The following is a 24,223-nucleotide window of genomic DNA, read 5'->3' as shown; positions in this document are numbered from 1 at the left end:
TCGAATGCTATGGACAATGAATAGATTTGTGTTAACGAAATAATAAAGTGAGGAAATTATGAATACATTTTCAGTTAAAGCGTTCGGAACCGAAGCCCCAGAAGCAGATTTAAAACAGTTAGCTATTTCGCGTCGGCAGGTTACCTCGAATGATGTAGAAATTGATATACTGTTTTGCGGTGTTTGCCATTCAGACATCCATACCGCCCGCAATGAGTGGCACGGGACGAAGTACCCAAATGTACCGGGGCACGAAATTGTGGGAAGGATTACGGAAATTGGCGATAAGGTAACGAAATTCAAGGTTGGAGACCTGGTGGGAGTGGGGTGTATGGTGGATAGCTGTAGGGAGTGTGAAAGTTGTAAAGAAGGGTTAGAACAGTTCTGCGAAAAAGGCAATATACAAACCTATAACGGGCACGAAAATCAGTTGAATCAACAAACTTTTGGGGGGTATTCCGAACGTGTTGTTGTTACAGAAGACTTTGTCTTACGTGTACCAGAAAATTTAGATTTAGCGGCGACGGCTCCGTTGCTGTGTGCGGGTATTACAACTTACTCGCCATTACGACACTGGAAAGTTGGTCCAGGGACGAAGGTTGGTGTTGTCGGAATCGGAGGTTTGGGACACATGGGCGTGAAGCTGGCAAAGGCAATGGGGGCGTATGTTGTCGTTATTACGACTTCTATGTCAAAAATCGAAGATGCAAAACGTCTTGGAGCAGATGACGTCATCCTTTCTAACGATGAAGAGCAAATGAAAAACAATACCAATACATTAAATTTCATTCTGGATTGTGTTTCTGCTCAGCACGACATCAATGCTTATTTAAGTTTACTGAAAAGGGATGGTCAACTTACAATTGTGGGTGCGCCGGAGTTACCACTTCCTGTTGCTGCATTTAGTTTAATTCCTAAACGTAAAAGTTTTTCAGGTTCGTCTATTGGTGGTATCGCGGAAACACAGGACATGCTTGACTTCTGTGGCGAGCACAATATAACATCGGATATCGAGCTTATCCGAATGCAGGACATCAACATGGCGTATGGGCGAATGTTGAAAGGCGATGTGAAATATCGTTTTGTAATTGATATGGCCTCGTTGAAAAGTTAATGGTCTGTTTATGTTTTAAAAAGAGCTGACGTGCACCTGTAGAACTGCGAGCAAATCAGCACTTTTTATCGTGCGCTACCCAAAGTATGGACACATCGGATGCACCGGGATAACCCCGCTGGTATACTGCGATGTTTTGTGAAAGACTACTTCGCTAGAAGGTCGTTGAGAATTAAGCGTAGTGGTCCCCGTATTTATTTTTAGTTGCATAATCTTTTGGGCTCACACCGTAATGTTGTTGAAAATTCCGTGAAAAGTGTGATGCGGTACTGAAGCCTAATATATCGGCTATTTCATAGATCATGTATTCGCCATCCAACAATAGTCGGGTAGCTTTTTTTAATCTGGTCAGCTTTATTAGCTCATTAGGTGATAAACCTGATAGTGCCTTTGTTCGGCGATAAAGCGTCGGCCGACTCATGTGAAGTCGGTCCGCTAGCATATCTACGGATAAAGTTGAGTCTGCCATGTTTTCAAGAATTAGTTTATTGATTTTATTTATCAATACCTGATCGGCTTTGTTGTGCCCGCTGGTATCTACAATACTTGTGGGGGTACGTTGGAAGTGATCTTGAATATATTTCCTGTTGCGGAGTAAATTTGCGATTTGTGTCACGAGGAAATTGGGAGAGAAAGGCTTTTCGATGTAGGCGTCCGCACCATATTCCAAACCTTCAATTTTTGACTGTAAACTGGTCTTTGCAGTCAGCATAATAAATGGAATATGATTATAATTTTCATCTTCTTTCATTTTGATGCAAAATTCGAAACCGGTCATTCGAGGCATCATAATATCACTTACAACCAAATCGACATTGTGTAAGTAAACATATTCCAGGGCATCTTGTCCATTGGTTACTTTTACAACTTCATATTTTTCTTCTAAATTGTCGGCAATAAAATCTAAGATATCGACATGATCATCAGCTAACAAAATAATAGATTTTCCCGTTTCAAAGTTTGAGGTGAGCATAGGGCTTATATTGGTATTTCTATAACAAATATATTCAAATTTTTTGAATCCGTTTTATAGATTAAGGTTCCCTGATGGAGCGATATAAATGATGATGCTAATGCTAACCCTAAACCGGACCCATTAATACGGTAATGTTTGCTCGCACGTTGAAACGGTTCGAAGATTTGTGTTCTTTCTTCGTCGGAAAGCAAGACGCCATCATTCATAATCTCGATACAAAAAAACTTGCGGTTGGGGATTTTATAAAGGTTTACGTAGATTTCGCGATCAGCATATTTAATTGCGTTGGTTAACAAATTGGAAAGCACCTTATACATAGCTTCAATGTCAATATTTGCATAGACGTTCCTATGTAAGTTTTTCTTCAAATTGATTTGCTTAGTCTCTATTAGAGGCTCAAAATCTTGTAAACAAATTTGAATCAGGGAGGTTATGGATTGGTTTTTAAGGGTGAGCGAAAAGTGACTGCTTTCTACTTTGCGAAAATCCAGTAAATTATCTGTCAATAGCAGTAATCGATCGGTGTTTTGATGGATTGTTTTTAGCCACTTCTCTGTTTTGTCGGGAGTATTCCCTTCAATTATTTTTTCCAGTGGACCTTTAATGAGTGTTAACGGTGTTTTGATTTCGTGCGTAATGTGCATGAAGAAATCCATTTTGGCCTTGTAAAGTTCTTTTTCTTTGTGGTTCTTTATCGTTTCAAGTCGTCGCCGATTGGTTTCCTTAATTTTTTGGTCGTAGCGCCTTATAAACCAGATTATTACTCCGGATGTTAGTATAATGTATATTATATAAGCCGGAATACTTGCCCAAAAAGGAGGGAGTATCACGATTTCTAAGGATTTTACTTTCGAAATTGGTGTTTGATTCGCGTCGGCAGCCATGACTTCGAACGTATACTTTCCAGGGGGTATTTTGGTAAAGGTGGCTCGCGTATCTTTCTGGGAAAATGTCCATGTGGTGTCGAGTCCGACCAACCGGTAGAGGTAAGAAGTGGTGCTTGCTGAAACAAAGTTTAAAGCAACAAAATCAAGGCTAATGGTTGATTCGTCATGTTTTAATTTTACACGCTTAGTATAGAGTATGGATTGAGATAATTTATCGTTCTCGGAGTGAGGGTTCAATTCTTGTTGGTTTGCATGTATGCCGGTAATATATATCGGTGTGTCAAAGTCCGTCTTATAGAGATCGGTAATCGAAGATGGATTGAACCGGATTAAGCCTTTTGAGGCTCCGAAATATAACCATCCCTTGGAGTCTTTAAAGGCCGAATTATAATTGAACTGTAAGTCTAAAAGTCCATGTTCCAAACTATAGGTTTCAAGTCTAAACGTTTCAATGTCCATTTTTACTAATCCTTTGGTCGTGGATATCCAAAGATACCCAAAATCGTCCTCCAGCATGGCTAGGATTAGATTACTCGGTAAACCATCTTTCGTTGTAAAACGTCTAAATGACTGCTCACCCTCATAGAGACATAATCCACCCTCGGTCGCGATCCATATCCTGTCATTCGAATCTTGAAATACCCTATTGACACGATTACTACTGATTGATTTATGATTTTTTGTGTCGTGTGTAAAGCGTTTAGCCTTTGTGTCTCGTGGTTCTAATTTATAGAGCCCATCACGCCAGGTCGTAATCCATAACGTGTTCTGATTATCTTCGAATATAGATGTATAAAAGACATGACCCGGGACACGTTTATATCGTAGAAACTGATCTTTACCGGGGATAAACTCGAACATACCCGGTGCCGTGGATAGTAGGATTTTGCCACTTGCGGTCCGGAAGATGTGATACACAAAATTATTTTTTAGCGTCTGGTTCGTGTTATTGGAATCAAAGTGTTTTATCACCTTCTTTTGACGTACGTCGATGACATCCAGTCCCTGAAAAAATGTACCAATCAGTAAACTGTCACCCGCTATTAGTAGCCCGTGTACATTGGTATGCGCTAGTCCGTCGGCGGATCCGAAATTAATAAAGTTACCGGTTGTCTGGTTCCAAAACGAAAGTCCTTCGTCTTCAGTACCAATCCAGAGGTTATTTTGTTTATCCTCGACGATTTCTCGAACCGCATGCCCTCCAATTGAGTTGGATGAGTTTCTTGGAAAGATCTTTTCAAATACATTATGTTCGGAGTGAAAGTAGTTTACCCCACCGAAAAATGTACCAACCCATATCCCATCTTGATTGTCTTTTAATAGTGTATAAACAGCATTGTCGGAGAGGCTCCATGGATTATCTTTTTCGTGGAGAACAAATTGCGTGTTGTTAGATTTGATATCGTGCACAATCAGCCCATTTTCCGTTGCGACCCATAACTGATTTTGGTTGACCTGCTTGATATCGCGTACATAAAGAGGTTTGTTTCCAGTTTTTTTAATGACATGTCTTGTTTTTTTTGTTGTGCTGTTCCATTGGAACAGTCCTTGTTGCGATGTACCGATCCATATGTTGTTACTATTATCGGCAAATAGTTTTTCTACCCTTCCTTGAAAGGACTTTCCTTTGGAGAAGAGATATCGTTTCTCACTATTGATATGGCAAATACTTTCGTTGAAACCAACCCAGACCTCGTTATTTTGATCGATGCAAAAAGCATGTGTAACTTCATTCCAACGTGTGGCATATGTTTTATCGAGCGTTTGTGTCTTGGGATCATATTTATACAGCCTACTATTGCAGATAAACCATATATTACCGTTTCGGTCCTCCTGAATTTGTAGGGTTTCTTGTGTAGGGATTTTGTCAAATAATGAGAATTCCTCGCGCTGGGGGTTATATATATATATACCTTGGTCGGTTCCAACCCAAATTTCATTTGTCTTACGAACCATCAGGCTGTGTACTAGGTTGCTCCCCAAGCTTTTTTCGTTGTCAGATTCATGGAGAAAAGTTTTGAAATGGTAACCATCAAACCTATTCAGACCGTCGCGCGTACCAAACCAAATAAAACCATCGTTATCTTGCACACTGCATAAAATAGCGTTATTGGAAAGACCGTTGTTCACTTGAAAGTGATTGAAATAATAAGGTGATGCCGACAATGTGATCCACATGGAACAAAACAAGAATAGGCATAACGGTTTTATAAACATTGAATTAGATTTTTTATAAAAATACGCCATTTTTATTTTTAGGGTAAATTAGGGTGTTGAGAATGATCAAGCGCCGTTATCTCGGTTAACCTTTAAATCTAAACAATGAAAACGGGTTGCAGGGATTCTGGAAGACGAAATGATACAATAATGAAATAAATTGATACGATTATGCATATTAATTGGGCCGTAGTTGTGTACAATTGTATTGTCCAACTAGCTACCTCCTCCAGGCGTGATTCTTATTATTTAAATTCGCTAAGTATAGGAATGGGTAGTGGGGCCGCCTGGGCGATTTGGTGACAAGTCTGTCTTTCGTTTTAGGATAAATTTAGGCAACTTCCAAACGGTGTAATCTGTATTTTGATTGAAATTATTATGAGTTACAATTTGTTGAGAATTACAAGTTTACTTTTTTTCTTTTTGATGGGTCATGTGGGAGGGTGTAAAGACGGCTTAATTGATCATAAATCGCAAAAGAGAAGCGATACTGCAGAAGCACACATATGGTGGAATTCGAGCGGGTTAATCAACGACACAATCCAAAACGTAATTGATGATAAATTACCCATTGCTGACCCCTATGTTTTATACCACCAGGGAACTTATTATGCCTATGGAACACGCTTGGAAGGGTTTGAAGTATATGAATCAAATGATCTAAAAAAATGGAGACGCCACCAGAAGCTTGCCTTGTCGCCTAATGATTCTTGGGGGAACCGGTGGTTTTGGGCTCCGGAAGTCTATTATATACGTTCGAAAAATAAATTTTTTATGTTTTATTCGGTTGATGAACATATTTGCGTGGCACACGCAGATTCACCGTACGGACCATTTACGCAAGAAGATAAAAGCCCCATTATAAGTGATAAGGCCATCGATACGCATGTATTTATCGACCACGACGGTACGCCCTATCTCTACTTTGTACGCTTTACCGAAGGAAATGTTATTTGGGTAGCAGAAATGACGGATGATTTAAAATCGGTCAAGCCACATTCACTGAGAAAATGTATTAGCGCCGATGAACCCTGGGAAAGGATACAAGGACGCGTAGCCGAAGGACCATCTGTGTTAAAACATCGGGGGATTTATTATATGCTTTATTCGGCAAATCATTTTGAGAGTAAAGATTATGGTGTGGGGTATGCAACATCGGTATCACCGATTGGCCCCTGGAAAAAATATAGCGGAAATCCGATTTTACGGCGCGATAAACCCGCCGCTTCGGGCAGAGTGGGAACGGGGCACGGCGCTCCTTTTGTGGATGCTGAGGGTAAATACAAGTATATCTACCATGTGCATGCAAGCGAGCAGAAGGTAGGCCCGCGGGAGTCGTACATAAATGATATGGAGATCACTAGTGATGGAGTCGTTCGAATTTTTGGTGAAGCAATTCGTCCAGTTGTCATCCCGTAGAAACTCGCCCAAGCGGCTCGTAGTGCGGACACCATCGTTAGCCGTGGTTTACGATAAAAATAAACTCCACGGAAATTGAATAACAAAGGGAATTGGTAGACGCTTCCCTTTGTTATTCACTGGTTATTGCTTCGCATTAGTGATGCGTTAAGTTTTTAAAACTTATCATAATCATTCGTTAATTATAGTATTGTATTCGTTATTTGATTTGAATTTACCTGTAGCTTTGTTACTTTAAAAATGCGGCTATGAATTCAGGAAAGTATGTTTTCTCTTAACTTCTTCAGTTTATTGACAGATACAAGTTCGATAAATGTGAAGAAAAATACAATGAAGACTTCCGAACAAGATAATTTAGCTGTTGGAACCTGTTTGTTCAACTGTTTTTCGGGCAGTTAACTTCACGCAACTCGCTTTAGGACATTTGCGTATGTTTGAAAGCACACCAGAATAAGTTGTATCACCTAGTGATTCGCATGAACGTCAATCAATCTACTTTATCTAGGGCAAATGAAGTCCGTGATTATCGTATTTTCTCCGATTTTGGAAATTATCTGATCGGTAAGATCAGACCTCTGTACAGTAACGAACGTATTGCGGGAGTAGACATTGCAGGCGAAGTATTTGCCTTGGATTCCACCACAATATCGTTCAGGCTCAAATTGTTCAATGGGGTGCCCGGTAAATACTCTCGTGGAGCGGCTGCTACAGGGACAAAAACTTTTTTACTCATATCTGAAAAACACGCCACAACAACGTTACGAAGAATTGATCGAAACCTATTCACATATTGTTCAGCGTGTCCCACAGCATTATATCGCTTCTTATTTAGAAATTACTTCCGTTTCATTGAGCCGAATTCGAAACAGGCGGTAATAATCTAATGGTCTATATTCTGGTAAGCGAGCAAGTATCGACCATTTAGCAATTCTACTTCAATACACGTTACACTTTCAATGCAGCCAAACAAACATTTACAATATCATCGAACATTTTTTGGCTAGCGTCAAATTTTATCGTAACACGCAAACCATTTAGTGAATTGAAAATGAACCTCGCCAATGAACGGGCAGAATGGACTTTGGTAATTATTCCTTTTTCTTGTCCTTTCTTTATGGCTTTCGTTAGAGCGTTTTCAGTATCCTGCATTATTGAATTGGAAATTGCCCTCACTTCCTTATCAACAGGAGCCAATTCGACGGCCGAATTGACCATAAAACAACCCTTTGAACGTTCTTCGTCAAGTGCTTCTTTTTTTGCGGCTTCAAAAATATTGCGGATATAGGCCTCAATATCTTCGGGTTCATCTACTGCATAGATTACTGGGTCAATTCGTTCTTTACGGTATTGTTTTAATGCCTTTATAAAAAGAGTATGTTTATCGCCATAGGTATCGTACAAGCTTGAACGGCTTATGCCAAGAAAATCAACCAAATCTTGGGCAGACGTAGCATTATACCCTTTTTTCCAAAACAAATTCATTGCTTTTTCTAAAATCAAATTTTCGTCAAATACTTTGGTGCGTGCCATAAAAAATCTTTGTGAGATATAACTATCTCACAAAGATAATGTATTTGGAACATTCGTTCCTGATTTAGTCAAAAAAATTAGAACTTCAGCGGTACGTTTATAGAGGCTCCGCTGTCAATTGTTATTTCGGCGCCCGAAATAAATGAAGCATCATCAGAAGCCAAAAACGTAATTAATTTGGCAATTTCTTCGGGTTGTCCGTAACGTTTAAACGGCATTAAGGTTTTGACATGTGTGTGAATTTCGTCATTTGCAAAAGCGCCTTTGTGAATACCAGGAGTTTCAGTCAAAGCAGGTTCTACAACGTTCACTCGGATTTTTCTGTCCGCCAATTCAATTGCTGCATTTTTGCTGTACGCCACGAGAGCCGCTTTACTTGCCGAATAAATTGCATTTCCTGCATTGAATGAAAAAGCAGACACGGAAGCCAAATGAATGACTGAAGCACCGTCAGAAAGAAGCGGAACAAATTTTTCGGTAGTAAAAACCGCTCCTTTGAAATTGACACCGGCAACCGTATCAAACGTTTCTTCCGTAATTTGACCTATTGGCTCAAACACTTCTACACCTCCTGCATTCACGAGCAAAATGTCGATTTTTCCGAATATTGATTTCGCTTGCTCTGCCAATTTTTCGGATTCTTTTACATTAGAAGCGTCAGCACGAATTCCGATGGCGTTGTTGCCCAGTTCTTTCACGGCTTTGTCAAGCGATTCTTGATTTCTTCCTGTAATCACGACTTTCGCACCTTGTTTGATAAATTCGTGTGCGGTTGCAAAACCAATTCCTGAGCTTCCGCCTGTAACGACAGCGACTTTACCTGTTAGTTTTTCCATTTTTTTTCTTTTAAAATTAAACAAACGTCCCTTTATCGGAACGATCATTCCGTAAATATATAAAATACGGAACGAACATTCCAAATTTAATTTCTGTATTGTTGAAGAAATAGAACTTTATTGGGTAAGACAGACGCCTGGAAGAAACAATAGCAGTTAATTATAAAAAAGCAGAAAAATGGATGTAATGGTAATGAGTTGATTGATAATTATTTTTTAATAATTGTTATCATCCGAGAGGTTTTGGATTGGTGCCGCTCTTGAAAACCCTGAAAAGCATAACCATCATCACCACAATGAACAAACCGGGAATATTGTACTCTCTACTCATCGGAAATTTAATCAGGAAAACAATGTTAAGAAGCGTTTTTAAAACGATGGGCTACAAAAACTGTCATTGAATCAGTTTTACTTCGGCAAAATCAGTAAGCCGGGAAAAGCGTGTAAAATGGCTTTCAAACCTTGAAAACAGATTTTGAAAACTCCATTCACCAAATCCTTGTATTATGAACTGAACAGAAATTACGTCACCCCTTTTATATCCTTAATCTTCTTTGACCTCGGAATTTTGGGTATGCTCATGTTTTTACATTTATTTGAAGGCTATACAGAAGTCGTACATGAGTTTTTTTGCCTCTTCTTTTTTATTTGTGCCATTTTTCACGTTATACTTAACTGAAAAGTCTTGAAAATCCATTTCAAAAAGGTGTTTTCCTTCCTGCTGCACTAGCTCTGGCGGTCATATCCATATTCTTTTTCGTGGAGCGACAATCGAGCCCAACGGTGGATACCATACTTTTGGAAAGAATATCAAAAGCGCCGATTGATATTCTTTCCAAAGCATTACAGGTGGATTCTTTAGCAGCTTTTAAGAGGCTGCAAGCAAACGGTATAAACGGTATATCTATCGAAAGAACTGCAACTTTGGAGGTAATCTGGACAAACAACGAGACAAACATTATGGAGGTGTTTGATTTGATTACGGATAATTAAATTGAAAAAAAGATGAGCGATAGCACCGTACGATATATCTATCTACGAAATCATACAAATACTAGGGGTGTTAGCTTTCGATAAAATACCGTTGAAAGAGCTAACCGTTCAAGATCAAAAAAATCAAAACGTCAAATAACAAAATTTATAGAATTTATTTGATGCAAAAACTTAACGCATCAGTACTAATTGCTGCAGAATAAAAGTTAATTATTTTCGAATGAGCTCTGCGGCGCACCACAGATAAGGGGCCTGCCCGTGTAAATCGCCGGAATTTCGAGGACGGTCATAATAATATTGCTTGTCATTTTTCTTGCCCGTTCCGATACAGACCTCGGTTACATTGTCCCTTTTGTCAATATAAGGAACCATCGCCAGCCAAGCCTTGCGTGCCGCCGGCGCATATTGCGCAGCGTCCAGCCAACCTTCTTTAATGCCGACGATGAACGCGTATGCAAACATCGCCGTTCCGGACGTCTCTGCCCAATATGTAGGTTCGTCGATCAACTGATTCCACATGCCATTTGCCTGTTGGTAGTTTTTTAAGCTGGTCATCATTTTTAAATAACCTTCCATAATTCGCGGTCGATCTTTATGCTCATCGGGGAGCATACGTAGTAATTCGGGCATCCCTACAGCCATCCAGCCGTCACCACGTGCCCAATAATAAGGCACGTCTGGAGCATGGTAGAATAGTCCATTAGGACGCTGCAGTTTATCCAAGTACATGACCATTTCCTCGGCAGCACGATCCAGGTATTTCTTGTCACCAGTTACTTTATAGGCCTCGCCCTGTACTACGGTAATCATATACATGTCGTCGATCCATAAACGTGTTTGCCAGGAGTGCCCTTTTTCTGCCCAAGCCCGCTCTTTTGCTTTTGCATTCGCCGGAACCTCCCATTGCGAGTCGGCATATGCAAGACCTAATTTTTTGTAACGATCATCGTTTGTAACTTGATATAATTTCAGCGCGAGGCTTCCAAACATGTTGTAATCTACATGGTTCATCGGAGGTAGTAAGGACTTTTCGTAACTAAAAAATGGTTCAAACTTATCTTGTAACTGTTTGATAAGCTGTTGATCGTTGGTCTTTATGGCGTAGTCGATAGCGCCATTCCAAGCGCAAACACCGGCATAGTGCATCCACCGACCGGCGTAGAGTTCGTGCCGACTGCCGACAAAATGATCGGCTAATCGTTTACCTACTTCTTCGGGCGTGGATCCAGAAGGGAAGTTATGTAACGTATTTTCTTGTCCGATTACAAATTGAAAGGTACAGAATGTGTACAGTATTAATAAAGTTTTACCTAGCATAACATTATATAATTAATTTTAACTAATAATTGTAAATCGATTTTTATTCTCCGCTCAAACCACCTCTTTCCTTCGTCCGCGATAGTTCGCACACTCCAGTCGCGTAGTACAAGATCATTCGCCGCGAGCAAAACGTTTGACGGAAGATCTTCTTGCCATGCCATGTTTAGTTTGCTATTATATGTGCCAAATGCATACAAAAATGTGCAAGCAATTATGCGTTGTGCCTGGACCGTTCTACTATTCAGTGCTACTCTCGTCGGCGACGGCATCTTCCCAATTCTCCCATTTTGGCGTAGCTGGATCGTAACCGTTGTAACCATAGTTCTGCGTTAATTGGCCGCTGCTATTTGCGGTAATTGCGGAATTTGGAATTGGCCAATGCATGTTCTTTTTGTCCATTCTATAATTCGGATTGCTGTTCCCTGGAGCATTAATTTGAATCGGCCCTTTATTGTACATGCTATAATGTACAATACGCTGGTACCAGTAGCTTCCACCGGTCTCATCGGTACCTTGCTGTTGATCGTAGTTGCTAAGGTCATATGTGTTTCCCCATTCGTCAGGTTTTCCACTACGAGCTAAACACAGGGATACACGTTTCAGTTCCACATTACGCCATTCTTCCCAGTAAAGTTCTCGCGCCCTTTCATCCATGATGTCACCAATTGTTACCGTTCCGGTATAGAGTTCACTGCATTGCGCTCGTTTTCTGATGATATTCAAATCATCTTTGATGGTTGGGTCACTCGGGTTGATATAATATTTCGCTTCAGCACGTAGTAGATAGGCTTCGGCAAGTCGGTACAGGTACCAGTCTGCATGTCCCCCGTTAGTTGCCCCCCGGTAGCCGTCGGACCCATCGATGTTTGCCTCGGCAACTGGATCGTCTAAATAGAATTTGTAATGCGGAACGTCGAACCAGCGTCGAATGGTGTCGCTACATAAGAGTTTTCCATTGTCAGGATTGAAAAGTGCGAGTGGCTTGCCAAATTCTGTCGAAGCCTTATTATTAACCCGGTAATCTTCCATACTAATCCAGTTCCCTGTTTGTGAGCTGTGGCGAAGATCATTCTGGTCCATCACGCCGTTGAGACGCCAAACGTTCGTCATCTGGTAACGCGTCGGGCGAAATGTCCCTATTCCCCGGCCAAAGGAACGCATATAATCGTATTGCGGATTGTAGTCAGCAGCGTTCCTGCGGATGTTCATCAGTGCCTGCCGGCCGTCTTTAGCCTGCACCCGATTGTCAAAAACGAAAGGGTATAGGATACGCATGGTGAGCATCTTTACAAATGATTCGGCTTCAGCACCTCGATTTGGCATGCCCATAATAACCTCTCGGTTTGCAGCGATTAGTTTGTTCTCTGAACGGTGTAAATCCCAGATAACGTTGCGCGTGATGGGCCAGGTTTCCGCTTCGCCACCTTCGTTAAAGGTGCCAAAGGAGTCTTGCATCAGACTATACCCGGATTGGTCTATTAAGATGTCTGTTTGCTCTTTTGCCTTTTCGTATTCACCGATAGCCAGGTAACATTTCGTTAAAAGCATTCGGCACGCCCCTTTATTGACCATACCGATTAATCCGATTTCACTTTGTTCAGGCACCCATTCGACAGCGAATTCCATTTCTTGGGTAATCATTTTTAAAATTGCTTCACGCGTTGTGCTGCGGTAGTCTTGTTTGGGTGCCTCTAACAGTTTCGTTACCAGCGGCACGTCGCCATATTGGAATACTAATCCCATATAGCGGAAAGAACGGTGAAAGTACGCTTGCCCTTTAAACATGTTTTTGGTCGGTTCATCCAACTCGTCGACATCATCAATGTAATTAAGTATGGTATTAGCATTCCGAATTCCTTTATACCCCTCATCCCAGAAGTACCATAAACTGTTGGTTCGGTCCAGATTATTAGCTGCTCCTCCATCGTCGCTTGTTGGCGTAAGCATATTGGCAACATCGGCCAACATGTTTCTTTTATCGGTTGCAGCGGCGACCATGAGTTCCGAAAAAATATATTCCGTGCCCAATGAAAGCATTTCATTATGGTTAGTCATCCAGTATAATTTCAAGTGTCGATCGCAAATGGCCATTGTTGCCTCAATCTCCGCCCGTGAATTAAAGGACGTTTCTGGATCATAAAACGATAGCGGATCTGGATTTAAGAAATCCCGTGAACAGCTACCGCTTATTAATGTTCCTCCTAGAAGAAGGGAAAATGCTATATAATTAGCGTATCGTGTTGTCTTTCTCATCTGTATTGTCTGTTAATCGTCTAAAAAGTTAAATTCAATCCTACGGTAATCGTCCGGGCAGCCCAATCTCCGGTTTCCGGATCGCCATATATCCATTCTTGCGCCCAGGTGGCTGTATTCCGAATGTTTCCGAATACTTTAACCCGGTTTAGGTTATACTTGGATGTCCAGCTCCTCGGTAGGGTGTAGCCTACAGCAATGTTGTCAAGGCGTATAAATGAGCGGTTGTACAATTTTTGTGCGCCAGCAGCGCCCGTTGGTCCAGCAGCTTCAATCCCACCAAACTCATTGGTCGGGTTATCGGGTGTCCAGTATTCCTTTTCCGGTAAGTTCGCTAAGGCATATTGCATGCGTCCTCCATCGTCATCGTTGTTTAAGTAGTTGCCCGATAGGCTTTTGTGTCCCATGTACGAATACAGTTGAAAAGAGAAAGTGAAATCCTTCCAGAATACGAACTCATTGCGCAGCGACCAGTGATAAGGAGGTGTCATTTCGCCTAAAAATTCTTTATCCCTATCGTTATAAACCGGTGTAACAGAACCATCGGAGTTAACTACGTCGTCGTCAGTGTAATTATTGGCAACTTTCGGATCTCCTGGTTTTTGGCCATATCGCGCCGCTTCGTCAATTTCTTCCTTCTGCCAAATACCGGTCACCCTGTAATCCCAAATGCTGCTGATAGGCTTTCCTATAAACCAACCGTTCGAGATGTCGTCCTGTTCTTTTTGACCGATTACGTTTCCGCTTTCGTCAAGTACATCTTGGTAGTCGTAGTACAGATGCTTAATGCTATTTTTATTGTATGAAAAACCAAGTGTGGTACTCCAACTGAAGTTTTCTCGATCGAAATTGCGCGTCGTTAAGGCCAATTCTATTCCTTTGTTGTCGACTCTTCCCAAATTGGTCGTAATATTTGAGAAACCGGAGAATCCTGGGAGACGCTGGGCCATAATCATATCGTTAGTTTGCATCGTATAATACTCCACGCTTCCGGAAATTCGGTTATCTAAAAACCCGAAATCTAGACCAACATTCCATGCGGAAGTTTTCTCCCATTCAAGATTTGGGTTGGCTAACCTGTCCATCATTAGGTAACGGTACAGTTGTAGCTCGCCCGCTGGGTCGATATAGCCTTGCATCTTGCCACCACCTCTAGATAGGTTAGCTAGAGCAAGGTAAGGGGAGCCGAGGGAGCGGTTACCGTTCTTACCATAAGAAACGCGTAATTTACCCGTGTTCATGATATGTTTCCACTTTGAAAAGAATGACTCATTGGAAAAATTCCATGCACCGGCTAATGAGGGGAATATACCGTACGGTTCGGTGGAACCGAAGGCGGAGTATCCATCGCGCCGAATCGTCGCCGTAAACATATAACGCTCGTCATAATTATAGAATAGACGTCCCATTAATGCGTCGGCAGTTTCGTGGGTGTCGTTACTGGAATAGTTGCTGTCTTCTTTATTCCCGAATCCCACGTTATGAAATCCTAATGCATCTGAGGGCAAAAGATTTCTTGCCTCAATACGTTCAGACCAGTAGCGGCGTTTTTCGGCCTCTTGCACCAGCGTTACATTGACGCGGTGTTTTTCGGCGAACGTTTGTTCCCAAGTAATTGTGTTGTTCAACGACCAATCGAAACGTTTTGCCTGTTCGCGGTTGGCTCCTCGAGTTTTGGGATCAGATCCGGGTAGTTCCGCCGACATGAAATAACGATCATAGAAAAATTGATAACGAGGGGCTATATTAAATGCGTAAGTGATGTTAAACGGTAATTTAATTTTAGCCTGTAAAATCGTATTCAGTACAGTGTACCCTTTATCTAACTCGAGGTAGTTCTTTTGAAAGTCGTAATTGTAACCCCGTTGACTGAATTCCGAGCTCAATGGAAATTGAATCGGATTTCCCCTCTCATCAGCGTAATCTGCATAAGGACTGTTACGCATCATTTGCCCCATGTCGATATCCACATTTCCGTCCGATCGATCTTGAAAATTGATATTTGCCCCAAGTTCGAACCAGTCGGTCACTTTGAAATTCACTTTCATATTCGAGCGTATTGCCCGGTAATTGTCGCTGACGACCGCTCCTTGATTCTTTAAATAGCCCATCGAAAAATAATAATTGGCACGGTCACTTGCTCCGCTGACAGAGGTATTGTAATCCTGATCAAATCCCGTGCGGAAGGTGTGATCAGTCCAATCTGTTATTTTACCACTGTTAAAGTTCGCCAGGGCATTGCCGCTGAAACCTAACCTGCGCGCCCAGATACTTAAATCCGATTCGCCTTCATTATTTGTGCTATATGCTCGCCACGTATCAAGCGAAATAGAGGATGGTAGCCTGTCCGGACGTGAGAAAAATTCGGGCTGGTCGGCAAATACGCCAGTTTGGTAAGCTTGGTACTCACCTGTTTCGGAATTTACGCCATACGTGTTTTTTGTGAGCCAATCTTGGCGGTGCTGTAAATAAGCTTCCGGCTCCCACCTTTTTCTATATTGTGCAGGCGTCGTTGCACCGAAGTTGGCGCTCGCATTGACGACTGGCTTCCCTATTTTTCCGCGTTTGGAGGTAATAATAATAACACCATTGGCTGCCTTTGATCCGTATACTGCTGCAGCAGACGCATCTTTCAACACGTCAATTTGCTCAATATCATCAGGATTGATTTCCGAGAGCTCGCCATAAAAGAACATACCGTCTAGAACAATTAAAGGACTGTTATGGTTGCCATCAGAATACACAGAACGCTGTCCACGAATCTGCATCGATCCCCCCCCTTTGGCTGATGAACTAAAACCTACATTTATTCCGGGGGTGCCGCGAAGAACGTCTTGCACGCTTTTCGGGTTTTCATTAGCGATCCGGTCGGGACGTATTTGTATCACCGAGCCTGTGAGGTCTTTTTTCTGCATAGTTCCGTAACCTACGACCACAACTTCTTCCAAAGCGTCTGTTGTCTTGAGTAGCGTGACGTTAATTACGTTTTGAGAACCTATATCCTGCTCGAGAGATTGAAACCCTACAATAGAAAAACGCAATGTATTAGCGTTGTCAGGAATCAACAGGTTGTATTCCCCATTTTCGTCAGAAGCTGTACTAACGGAGCTACCGATGATGCTTACTGTAACTCCTTCAATGGGATTCCCCTCTTCGTCGGTAACTGTTCCACGTATTTGTGTGTCTTGAAACGAACGGTTTTTCGTATTGACGTTGGAGTCACCCTTAGCAGTATATTGATAGGGCATACCCACTATTAATAGAAGAAAGAGAAAACTAGTTGAAACCCATTTCAAATCCGATCGTGAGAGATGAAGGTTGGTTTTATATATTTTTAACATAAAACTAAATAATAAGTAGAGAATATGAATTGTTTATAAATGGCGCCTATAAAGGTCGTTCCAAATACAAATCTCGACAATGTGAAGGGCGATAACATATCACTTTGTATCAATAAATTGTCGATTTGATTCAAAAACAACGAGATACCTTTGGGATTTTATGTTTCGTACAGTTGATACAAAATGATGCTTTTTTGAGTCGAAATGAATGTTTTTTTTAGCTGACTATTTGCATTTTTGTATTTCGGAACACCAATGGTTGTTATCCATTAGAGGATGAAGCGGGAACGGAAATGCGAACCTTTGTCCAGCTGACGATAGTTATCGTGCGGATAGCGCTTTGTGGGGGGATCGATAGGGCTACATAGTTTTTATATAATGGATGTCATCGCACACTTTTTTAACAACAGGATTATGATTCACCACCGTTTGGCTATTAAGATGAAAGGAAAAGTTAGCTTTAATTCGTGTTTGATTTTCGCGTATTTGATTGCTCCACTGTTTTACGCATGTTCGAGTGGGAGGGGGGCAGTCGGAAAGTCCGCAAACCACAGTGCGGAACCATCACGTTTTGTAAACCCTGTCTTTGAGCCAATTTTGGCAGATCCTACTGTGGTACGCGATCCTGCCTCTAGGGAGTTTTACGCCTACGGAACGCAAGACGACTGGGGTGACGGCGAAGGCAGCAGGCTGGTGCCTGTATTAAAATCAAAAGATTTATCCGATTGGGAGCTTGTGGGGCCTGCTTTTCAAGCTAAGCCTACGTGGAAAAAAGAAGGCGGCGTCTGGGCGCCAGATGTTGTTTATGTAAATGGAAAGTATTTTCTTTACTATGCATTTTCGATATGGGACGACCCCAACCCGGGTATCGGAGTTGCCACTTCGGATTCACCGGCAGGTCCATTTGTAGATCATGGTAAACTATTTGATAGTAAGTCTATTGATGTACCTAATTCCATTGATCCCTTCCTTTGGGTGCAAGAGGGGCAGAAATACCTTTTCTGGGGCAGCTATAATGATGGCCCCAAACAAGGAACCTTCGGCGTTCCCATGCGGCAGGATGGACTACGTATCACCAGCGTAGATGATAAATTTAAAATTGCAGCGGGTGATTTAGAGGCCGTGATTATACATAAGAGAAATGGGTATTATTATTTTATAGGTTCGCGCGGACATTGCTGCGCCGGCGCTAGCAGCAGCTACCACATGGTCGTCGGGCGAGCGAGCGACCTCAATGGTCCGTACCTGGATAAAAATGGACACGACTTAAAAGAGCGGGGCAATGGGACCTTATTGCTAAAAGGGGGGCAAAAATTTGTCGGCTTAGGGCATGGAACACGTATAATTACCGATGATCGGCAGCAAGATTGGATATTGTTTCACGGAATCGACGTAGAACAAGGTACAGTTTCCAGCGGTGCCTCGCGGCGCATGCTTTTTTTAGATCGTTTATTTTGGGAAGACAACTGGCCCGTGATGCGGGGGAATACAACAAATATCGAGCAACAGGATAAACCATATTTTAAATAATATTATCAAGATGAATAAAATCATTTTTATTTGGATAGCGTTAGTTTCTAGTGCTATTTCGTGTACGAATTCAACGGGGAACAAGGAAGACCGAACCGAAGATCAGCCATCCAATAATCCTCTCGATGTGGCATTTGGCGATCCATTTGTTATTTACGACGATGATTCGGACACCTATTATATGTACGGAACCGGCGGCGTGGCTAACGGTTTTATGGCCTATTCGTCCAAGGATCTTAAAAATTGGGAAAAGCGCGGTCAGGTGTATTCATCCGACCAAGAAAAATCGTGGGGAACCAAGGATTTCTGGGCGCCCGAAGTATACAAAAGAAACGGAAAATTCTATATCTTTTACAGTGCGCATTGGAAGGAAAACCCTAATAATGAACTGGAAAATTATAAGATAGGTGTCGCTGTGGCTGACAATCCGTTAGGACCGTTTGAGGATATGACGGGTCAGCCGCTATTCGACCCCGGATATCCAATTATCGATGCAAATGTATACTTTTCCGACGATGGTAAATTATACCTCTACTATTCACGTTGCTGCTACGAACATGCGGTAGAATCCGAAATTTCCACTTGGGCAAGGGAGAAGAAAATGTTTGATCAGATCGAAGAAAGTTGGATATATGGCGTTGAGCTTGCCGCTGATTTTTCCTCGGTAATTGGTGAACCGACTTTATTATTAAGACCGCCCGTGTCCATGGATGACCAGCAATCGGAATGGGAAAGCCGGTCGGTAACCTCCGGAGAGGTAAACCGTCGATGGACCGAAGGGTCGTACCTTTTTAAACATGATAATCTCTATTATATGATGTATTCTGCGAATTTCTTTGGAGGACAACATTACGCCGTCGGGTATGCAACCGCTACTAGTCCACTCGGGCCATTTCAAAAAGCAGACACAAACCCTATATTACAAAAGAATATAGACGGTGGAGGCACAGTGTCTGGAACAGGCCACAATAGCCTTCTTACGGATAGAAATGGCAAGATTTGGTGCGTTTACCACGGCAGAACGAATAAGACTGGCGATGAGCGGATGGTATTTTTAGATGAATTAAAAATTTCGAGCGATGGTCTCTTAGAGGTGAATGGTCCGACCGTAAAAAGCGAACTGCAACAATAAGGTTTGCGCATTGCTGGCCCCTTATCTTGGGGGCCAGGGACGATATGTCTAACTCAGGTATGAGGAACAAATTGGCGAACTCCATTGACATACAGTTTGACAAAATAAGGGTGTTCGCTGGTGCCGGCAAGTCAAGCAACAGGCCATTATCGACATCGTTTTTCGAACTGCTCTTATCTAATTTGAGGTGCTTGCTTCGGATGTGTGATTTTACCTGTACTGGATGAGCGTGGTGAAATAAAACAGTAAGACGCAATCGATTGATACCCTAAAAAGTGTAACATTTTAGGTTTAAACTACCAGGAACGCTGTTTTTTAGCATTGCTTATTAGCCAAAGATTCTATTTTTGTTATCACTAATAAAGATAGATTAATATGATTCATGAAATCGCTAAAGTAATATCTCGGTGTTTTTTACTTATTGCCCTACCTATTTTTGTGGTAGCTCAAACCTCACCTCTGGTGAAATCGCTCTCGGGCTTCCACTTCGAGCAATTGGCCGCGCCAACAGGTACGGAATGGGAGTCGCCTGAGAACTTGTCGTTGAACAAGGAGCTGCCTCATGCCTATCATTTTTCGTTTGATGAATTAGCTTCGGCGCTCAGGGTATTGCCGGAGCATTCGACGAATTGGCGCTCACTCAATGGAGAATGGAAGTTTCACTGGGCTGGCACACCTGAGGCCCGTCCGGTATTATTCTATGAACCGCAATACGATGTTTCGTCATGGGATAAGGTAGCTGTACCAATGAGCTGGAATATTGCCGGTTTACAGAAAAATGGCTCGCTAAAATATGGAGTACCGATATATGTAAACCAACAGGTTATTTTCAAACATCAAGTGGAAGTGGATGATTGGCGTGGAGGCGTAATGCGCACACCGCCCGAGAAATGGACTACATTTAAAGATCGAAATGAAGTAGGTTCCTTCCGCCGATCATTTGCCGTGCCTAAAGGATGGGACGGAAAGGAAATATACATAAATTTTGATGGTGTAGATTCCTTCTTCTACCTATGGATCAATGGGAAGTACGTGGGATTCTCGAAAAACTCCCGCAACCTGGCAGCATTTAATATAAGTAAATATCTAAATCCTAAAGGGGAAAACATTGTCGCAGTGGAGGTGTACCGGAATTCGGACGGTTCTTTTTTAGAGGCCCAAGATATGTTTCGTTTACCGGGAATCTTCCGCACTGTATCCTTGACAGCAAAACCCAAAGTACAGATAAGAAATTTAGTCGCTGTGCCGAAGTTGGATGATAATTATCAAAATGCAACCTTAAAAATTACTACTGAAATAAAGAATTTCCAGTCCAAAGTGGCCGACGGTTATAAATTGAGATATAATTTGCAAGCAAATGAGTTATATAGCGATAATCAAGTCGCAGGCGGGGAAGTGAATAGTGCCGCTGTGGTTGCTGCCGTTGCCCAGAGTGGGGAGGTCGAACATATACTACAAGTTACAAATCCGAAGAAATGGTCAGCAGAACTGCCTTATCGATACACGCTCGCCGTTGAACTACTGGACAAAAAGGGGAAGGTCGTAGAAGTCGTCTCAACTTTCGTTGGTTTTAGAGAGGTTGAGATTAAGGATACGAAAGCCCAAGATGACGAATTTGGCTTGGCAGGAAGGTATTTTTACATAAACGGAAAGACAGTAAAACTTAAAGGAGTCAACCGCCATGAAACAAATCCAGAGACGGGAAAAGTCATTTCACGTCAGCAAATGGAGCAAGAGATTATCTTGATGAAACAAGCTAATATTAACCACGTTCGTAACTCACATTACCCCGACGATCCCTATTGGTATTACTTGTGCGATAAATATGGCATCTACTTGGAGGATGAGGCGAATATTGAAAGTCATGAGTATTATTATGGAGAGGCCTCTTTATCGCACCCCAAAGAGTGGGAAAATGCGCATGTTGCCCGTAACGTGGAAATGGTATCCGCAACGATCAACCACCCTTCGATTGTCATATGGTCCTTAGGGAATGAGGCAGGCCCGGGCGACAATTTTATTACCGCCTACAACGCTATCAAAAAGATGGATGTTTCCCGACCGGTGCAGTATGAACGCAATAACAGTATTGTAGACATTGGTTCTAATCAGTACCCATCGATCGATTGGGTACGAGGAGCGGTGAAGGGGAAATATAAACTGAAATACCCGTTCCATATTTCAGAATATGCGCACTCGATGGGGAACGCTGCTGGTAATTTAGTAGACTATTGGGAGGCTATCGAATCCACAAACTTCTTTATGGGAGGTGCAATCTGGGACTGGATTGATCAATCGATGTATGCCTATGATAAAAAGACAGGCGAGCGTTTTTTAGCTTACGGCGGTGATTTTGGTGATAAGCCCAATGACGGTACGTTCGTGATGAACGGCCTCTTGTTTGCGGACCTGACACCAAAACCGCAATATTATGAAGTGCGGAAAGTTTATCAAAATGTAAGCGTCCAACCGCTAGATATAAAAAATGGGGAAATTGAAATATTTAATAAAAATTATTTCACCTCTTTGGATCAATACGAAATTGAATGGTCGCTGTGGAGAGATGGCAAGAAGTTCTTGGATGGTGACTTAGCCCCCGAACAGTCGATTGGTCCACGCCAGAAGCAACGTGTTCGCGTACCATTTGCGTCCAAAAAGCTCCGTAATGAATCCGAATACTTCCTTAAAATACAATTTCGTCAGAAGGAAGATTTGTTCTGGATGAAAAAAGGGCAGGTGCAAATGGAAGAGCAGCTGTTAATTAAGCAAGGTAGCAAACCGTCAATCACACAAAACGTCAAAGCGAAGGCGCTCGTTAATACCGTCGATGGAAGTTTCCAGGTGATTCATGGAGAGGGGTTTAAGGTGCAATTCGATAATAAAACGGGAACGATTTATCAGCTAAGTTATGACGATAAGGTGGTGTTCGCCAAGGGACAAGGGCCGCGGCTGGATGCTTTGCGTGCACCGTTAGACAACGACAATTGGGCATATCAACAATGGTTCGAAAATGGGCTTCATAAGATGGTTCATCGTGCGCAGTCAGCAACCGTTTATCAACGCGCTGACGGGGCTTACGTTTTATCCTATGATGTAATCTCGCAAGCGCCCAACGGGGCCAAAATCCGTGGAGGGAGTTCGGGAAGCTACACCATTCACGAGGATTATAAGCGGCCATTCTTGCAGGACGATTTTAAGTTCTCAAGCAGTTATGTATGGACAATCTATGCCGATGGTTCGATTGAATTGGAAAGTGGGATTACTTCGAATAAACCTTCGTTAGTACTGCCTCATATTGGTTTTAAAATGGAAATATCGGATGCTTATCCTAACTACACATACTACGGCCGAGGTCCAATAAATAATTATGTCGATCGCAAGACAGGTCAATTTATCCAGCGGTATGAGAGTAGTGTTTTGGATCAATTTGTTCGCTGGCCAAACCCGCAATCTACGGGAAATAGAGAAGAAGTGCGTTGGTCCGCGTTAACAGATGATGCCGGCGCAGGTGTCATCTTTGTCGCCAAAGATGCTTTTTCGGTATCTGCTCTGCCTTGGAGCGAGCTTGATTTCACCTTAGCACCACATTCTTATCAGCTGCCGGCTAGCACAAGTACGCATTTGTATTTACTCGATCAGGTAACGGGGCTTGGTGGGAATAGCTGCGGGCAAGGGCCTCCTCTCGAGCAGGATCGGGTAAAAGCTGACGCTCATAATTTTGGGTTTATCATTCGTCCAGTAAGAAATAATAATGCCGGGACCCAGGCCAAAGTGTCGGCTGCTGGCGACATGCCAATTTTGATTACACGTGATAAAATGGGGGAGGTAAAGGTCAGCAGTAAAATGCAGAAATCCGAGATATGGGTTCAGGTTAACGACGACAATTCACAGGTTTACAGCAAACCAATTAAACTGCGCGAAGGAGGCATTGTTAAGGCTTGGTATACCGGGAATAAGGAACTCGTTTCGAAGATGGAGTTTGCCAAAATGGAGAGTATTCCGACCCATGTAGTTTATGCTTCGAGCCAAGAGACGGGCGAGGGCAATGCAGAGCACTTGACAGACGGTGATCCGAGAACGATCTGGCATACCGTCTATTCGGTAACCGTTGCTCAATACCCACACTGGGTAGATTTTGATGCAGGCGAGGAAAAAGTGATAAAAGGGTTTACCTTTTTACCACGACAAGATGGGAGGAATGGCTATATTAAAGGGTATCGCGTGCAACTGAGCGCAGATGGTAAAAATTGGTCGCAGTCAATTGCTGAGGGGGAATTTGACGATACGGCAGCCCTTAAGACTATTTTGTTTACCAAGCCAGAAAAAGCGCGTTACATCCGTTTTACTGCGCTGAGCTCACAGCACGATCAGGATTTTGCCTCCGGGGCAGAGTTTGTGGTGCTAGCGGAGTAAATAAAATCTTGCTATTGTTAGCTGAAATGCGGGATTCTGTCAAATATTCTCAGGATCCCGCTTATTTTCCTGGAGATATTTCGCTTTAATTCTTGGCCGTTTAATTCCTTAAATAATGTTTTTATTTTTCGCGGTTGGACTCTAAAAATAATTTCTACTCTTTCCTATGCCGCGTGAATCAGGCTAGCTGAGGTGAAGTTATAATGCTGCAGTTGGCCTATCAACGGGCTGTAGGGACTTGTAGGACACGTTTTATAATGTT

14 protein-coding genes are annotated in these 24,223 nt (G+C 42.3%); 7 read left to right on the top strand and 7 right to left on the bottom strand.

Annotation, left to right across the window (positions count from 1 at the left end):
- Positions 1–58 precede the first annotated feature (58 nt).
- The gene (locus FM107_RS11600) at positions 59–1,114 is read left to right on the top strand and encodes an NAD(P)-dependent alcohol dehydrogenase (protein ID WP_086948678.1); all 1,056 of its coding nucleotides are present in this window, start codon (positions 59–61) and stop codon (positions 1,112–1,114) included.
- Positions 1,115–1,286: 172 nt separating this feature from the next.
- On the opposite strand, the gene FM107_RS11595 is transcribed toward FM107_RS11600, so the two are convergent.
- On the bottom strand, positions 1,287–2,087 hold the full coding sequence (locus tag FM107_RS11595; protein ID WP_086948677.1) for a response regulator: 801 nt from the start codon (positions 2,085–2,087) through the stop codon (positions 1,287–1,289).
- A gap of 5 nt (positions 2,088–2,092) precedes the next feature.
- Complete coding sequence (locus FM107_RS11590; protein ID WP_179204466.1) at positions 2,093–5,194, bottom strand: two-component regulator propeller domain-containing protein; 3,102 nt, start codon at positions 5,192–5,194, stop codon at positions 2,093–2,095.
- Between the two features lie 378 nt (positions 5,195–5,572).
- On the opposite strand from FM107_RS11590, the gene FM107_RS11585 reads away from it, so the two are divergent.
- Together FM107_RS11585 and FM107_RS19525 are read left to right on the top strand one after the other, a co-directional pair.
- The gene (locus FM107_RS11585) at positions 5,573–6,613 is read left to right on the top strand and encodes a glycoside hydrolase family 43 protein (RefSeq protein WP_218778968.1); all 1,041 of its coding nucleotides are present in this window, start codon (positions 5,573–5,575) and stop codon (positions 6,611–6,613) included.
- A 476-nt stretch (positions 6,614–7,089) separates the two neighbouring features.
- Positions 7,090–7,497 carry a hypothetical protein gene (locus FM107_RS19525; RefSeq protein WP_179204465.1) on the top strand — a complete coding sequence of 136 codons (408 nt, stop codon included), beginning with the start codon at positions 7,090–7,092 and terminating at the stop codon, positions 7,495–7,497.
- Between the two features lie 61 nt (positions 7,498–7,558).
- Here the strand turns inward: FM107_RS19525 and FM107_RS11570 are convergent, their stop codons facing one another.
- Together FM107_RS11570 and FM107_RS11565 are read right to left on the bottom strand one after the other, a co-directional pair.
- Positions 7,559–8,143 carry a TetR/AcrR family transcriptional regulator gene (locus FM107_RS11570; protein WP_086948674.1) on the bottom strand — a complete coding sequence of 195 codons (585 nt, stop codon included), beginning with the start codon at positions 8,141–8,143 and terminating at the stop codon, positions 7,559–7,561.
- Positions 8,144–8,220: 77 nt separating this feature from the next.
- Positions 8,221–8,979, bottom strand: a complete 759-nt coding sequence (locus FM107_RS11565) for an SDR family NAD(P)-dependent oxidoreductase (protein WP_086948691.1) — start codon at positions 8,977–8,979, stop codon at positions 8,221–8,223.
- A gap of 798 nt (positions 8,980–9,777) precedes the next feature.
- On the opposite strand from FM107_RS11565, the gene FM107_RS11555 reads away from it, so the two are divergent.
- Positions 9,778–9,972 (top strand): hypothetical protein, encoded by a 195-nt coding sequence (locus FM107_RS11555; RefSeq protein WP_143559481.1) that lies wholly within the window; start codon positions 9,778–9,780, stop codon positions 9,970–9,972.
- 210 nt (positions 9,973–10,182) lie between these two features.
- On the opposite strand, the gene FM107_RS11550 is transcribed toward FM107_RS11555, so the two are convergent.
- The 3 genes from FM107_RS11550 to FM107_RS11540 all read right to left on the bottom strand — a co-directional run bounded on the left by FM107_RS11550 (position 10,183) and on the right by FM107_RS11540 (position 16,886).
- Positions 10,183–11,289 carry a glycoside hydrolase family 105 protein gene (locus tag FM107_RS11550; protein ID WP_086948672.1) on the bottom strand — a complete coding sequence of 369 codons (1,107 nt, stop codon included), beginning with the start codon at positions 11,287–11,289 and terminating at the stop codon, positions 10,183–10,185.
- Positions 11,290–11,529: 240 nt separating this feature from the next.
- On the bottom strand, positions 11,530–13,545 hold the full coding sequence (locus FM107_RS11545; protein ID WP_086948671.1) for a RagB/SusD family nutrient uptake outer membrane protein: 2,016 nt from the start codon (positions 13,543–13,545) through the stop codon (positions 11,530–11,532).
- Between the two features lie 20 nt (positions 13,546–13,565).
- Positions 13,566–16,886: a SusC/RagA family TonB-linked outer membrane protein gene (locus FM107_RS11540; protein ID WP_086948670.1), complete on the bottom strand. Its 3,321-nt coding sequence runs from the start codon at positions 16,884–16,886 to the stop codon at positions 13,566–13,568.
- A gap of 414 nt (positions 16,887–17,300) precedes the next feature.
- On the opposite strand from FM107_RS11540, the gene FM107_RS11535 reads away from it, so the two are divergent.
- From FM107_RS11535 to FM107_RS11525, 3 genes are all read left to right on the top strand, one after another.
- On the top strand, positions 17,301–18,416 hold the full coding sequence (locus tag FM107_RS11535) for a family 43 glycosylhydrolase (RefSeq protein ID WP_256959482.1): 1,116 nt from the start codon (positions 17,301–17,303) through the stop codon (positions 18,414–18,416).
- A gap of 10 nt (positions 18,417–18,426) precedes the next feature.
- A complete protein-coding gene (locus FM107_RS11530) occupies positions 18,427–19,548 on the top strand; it encodes a glycoside hydrolase family 43 protein (RefSeq protein ID WP_086948669.1) in 1,122 nt (373 codons plus the stop codon).
- Between the two features lie 375 nt (positions 19,549–19,923).
- Positions 19,924–23,961, top strand: coding sequence for a glycoside hydrolase family 2 TIM barrel-domain containing protein (locus FM107_RS11525; protein ID WP_086948668.1), 4,038 nt, complete (start codon positions 19,924–19,926; stop codon positions 23,959–23,961).
- Positions 23,962–24,223: the final 262 nt, after the last annotated feature.

Origin of the sequence: Sphingobacterium sp. JB170, from assembly GCF_900163865.1 — a bacterium.
In the GTDB taxonomy this organism is placed as follows: Bacteria; Bacteroidota; Bacteroidia; order Sphingobacteriales; family Sphingobacteriaceae; genus Sphingobacterium.
This window is presented reverse-complemented; position numbering and strand designations above follow the sequence as displayed.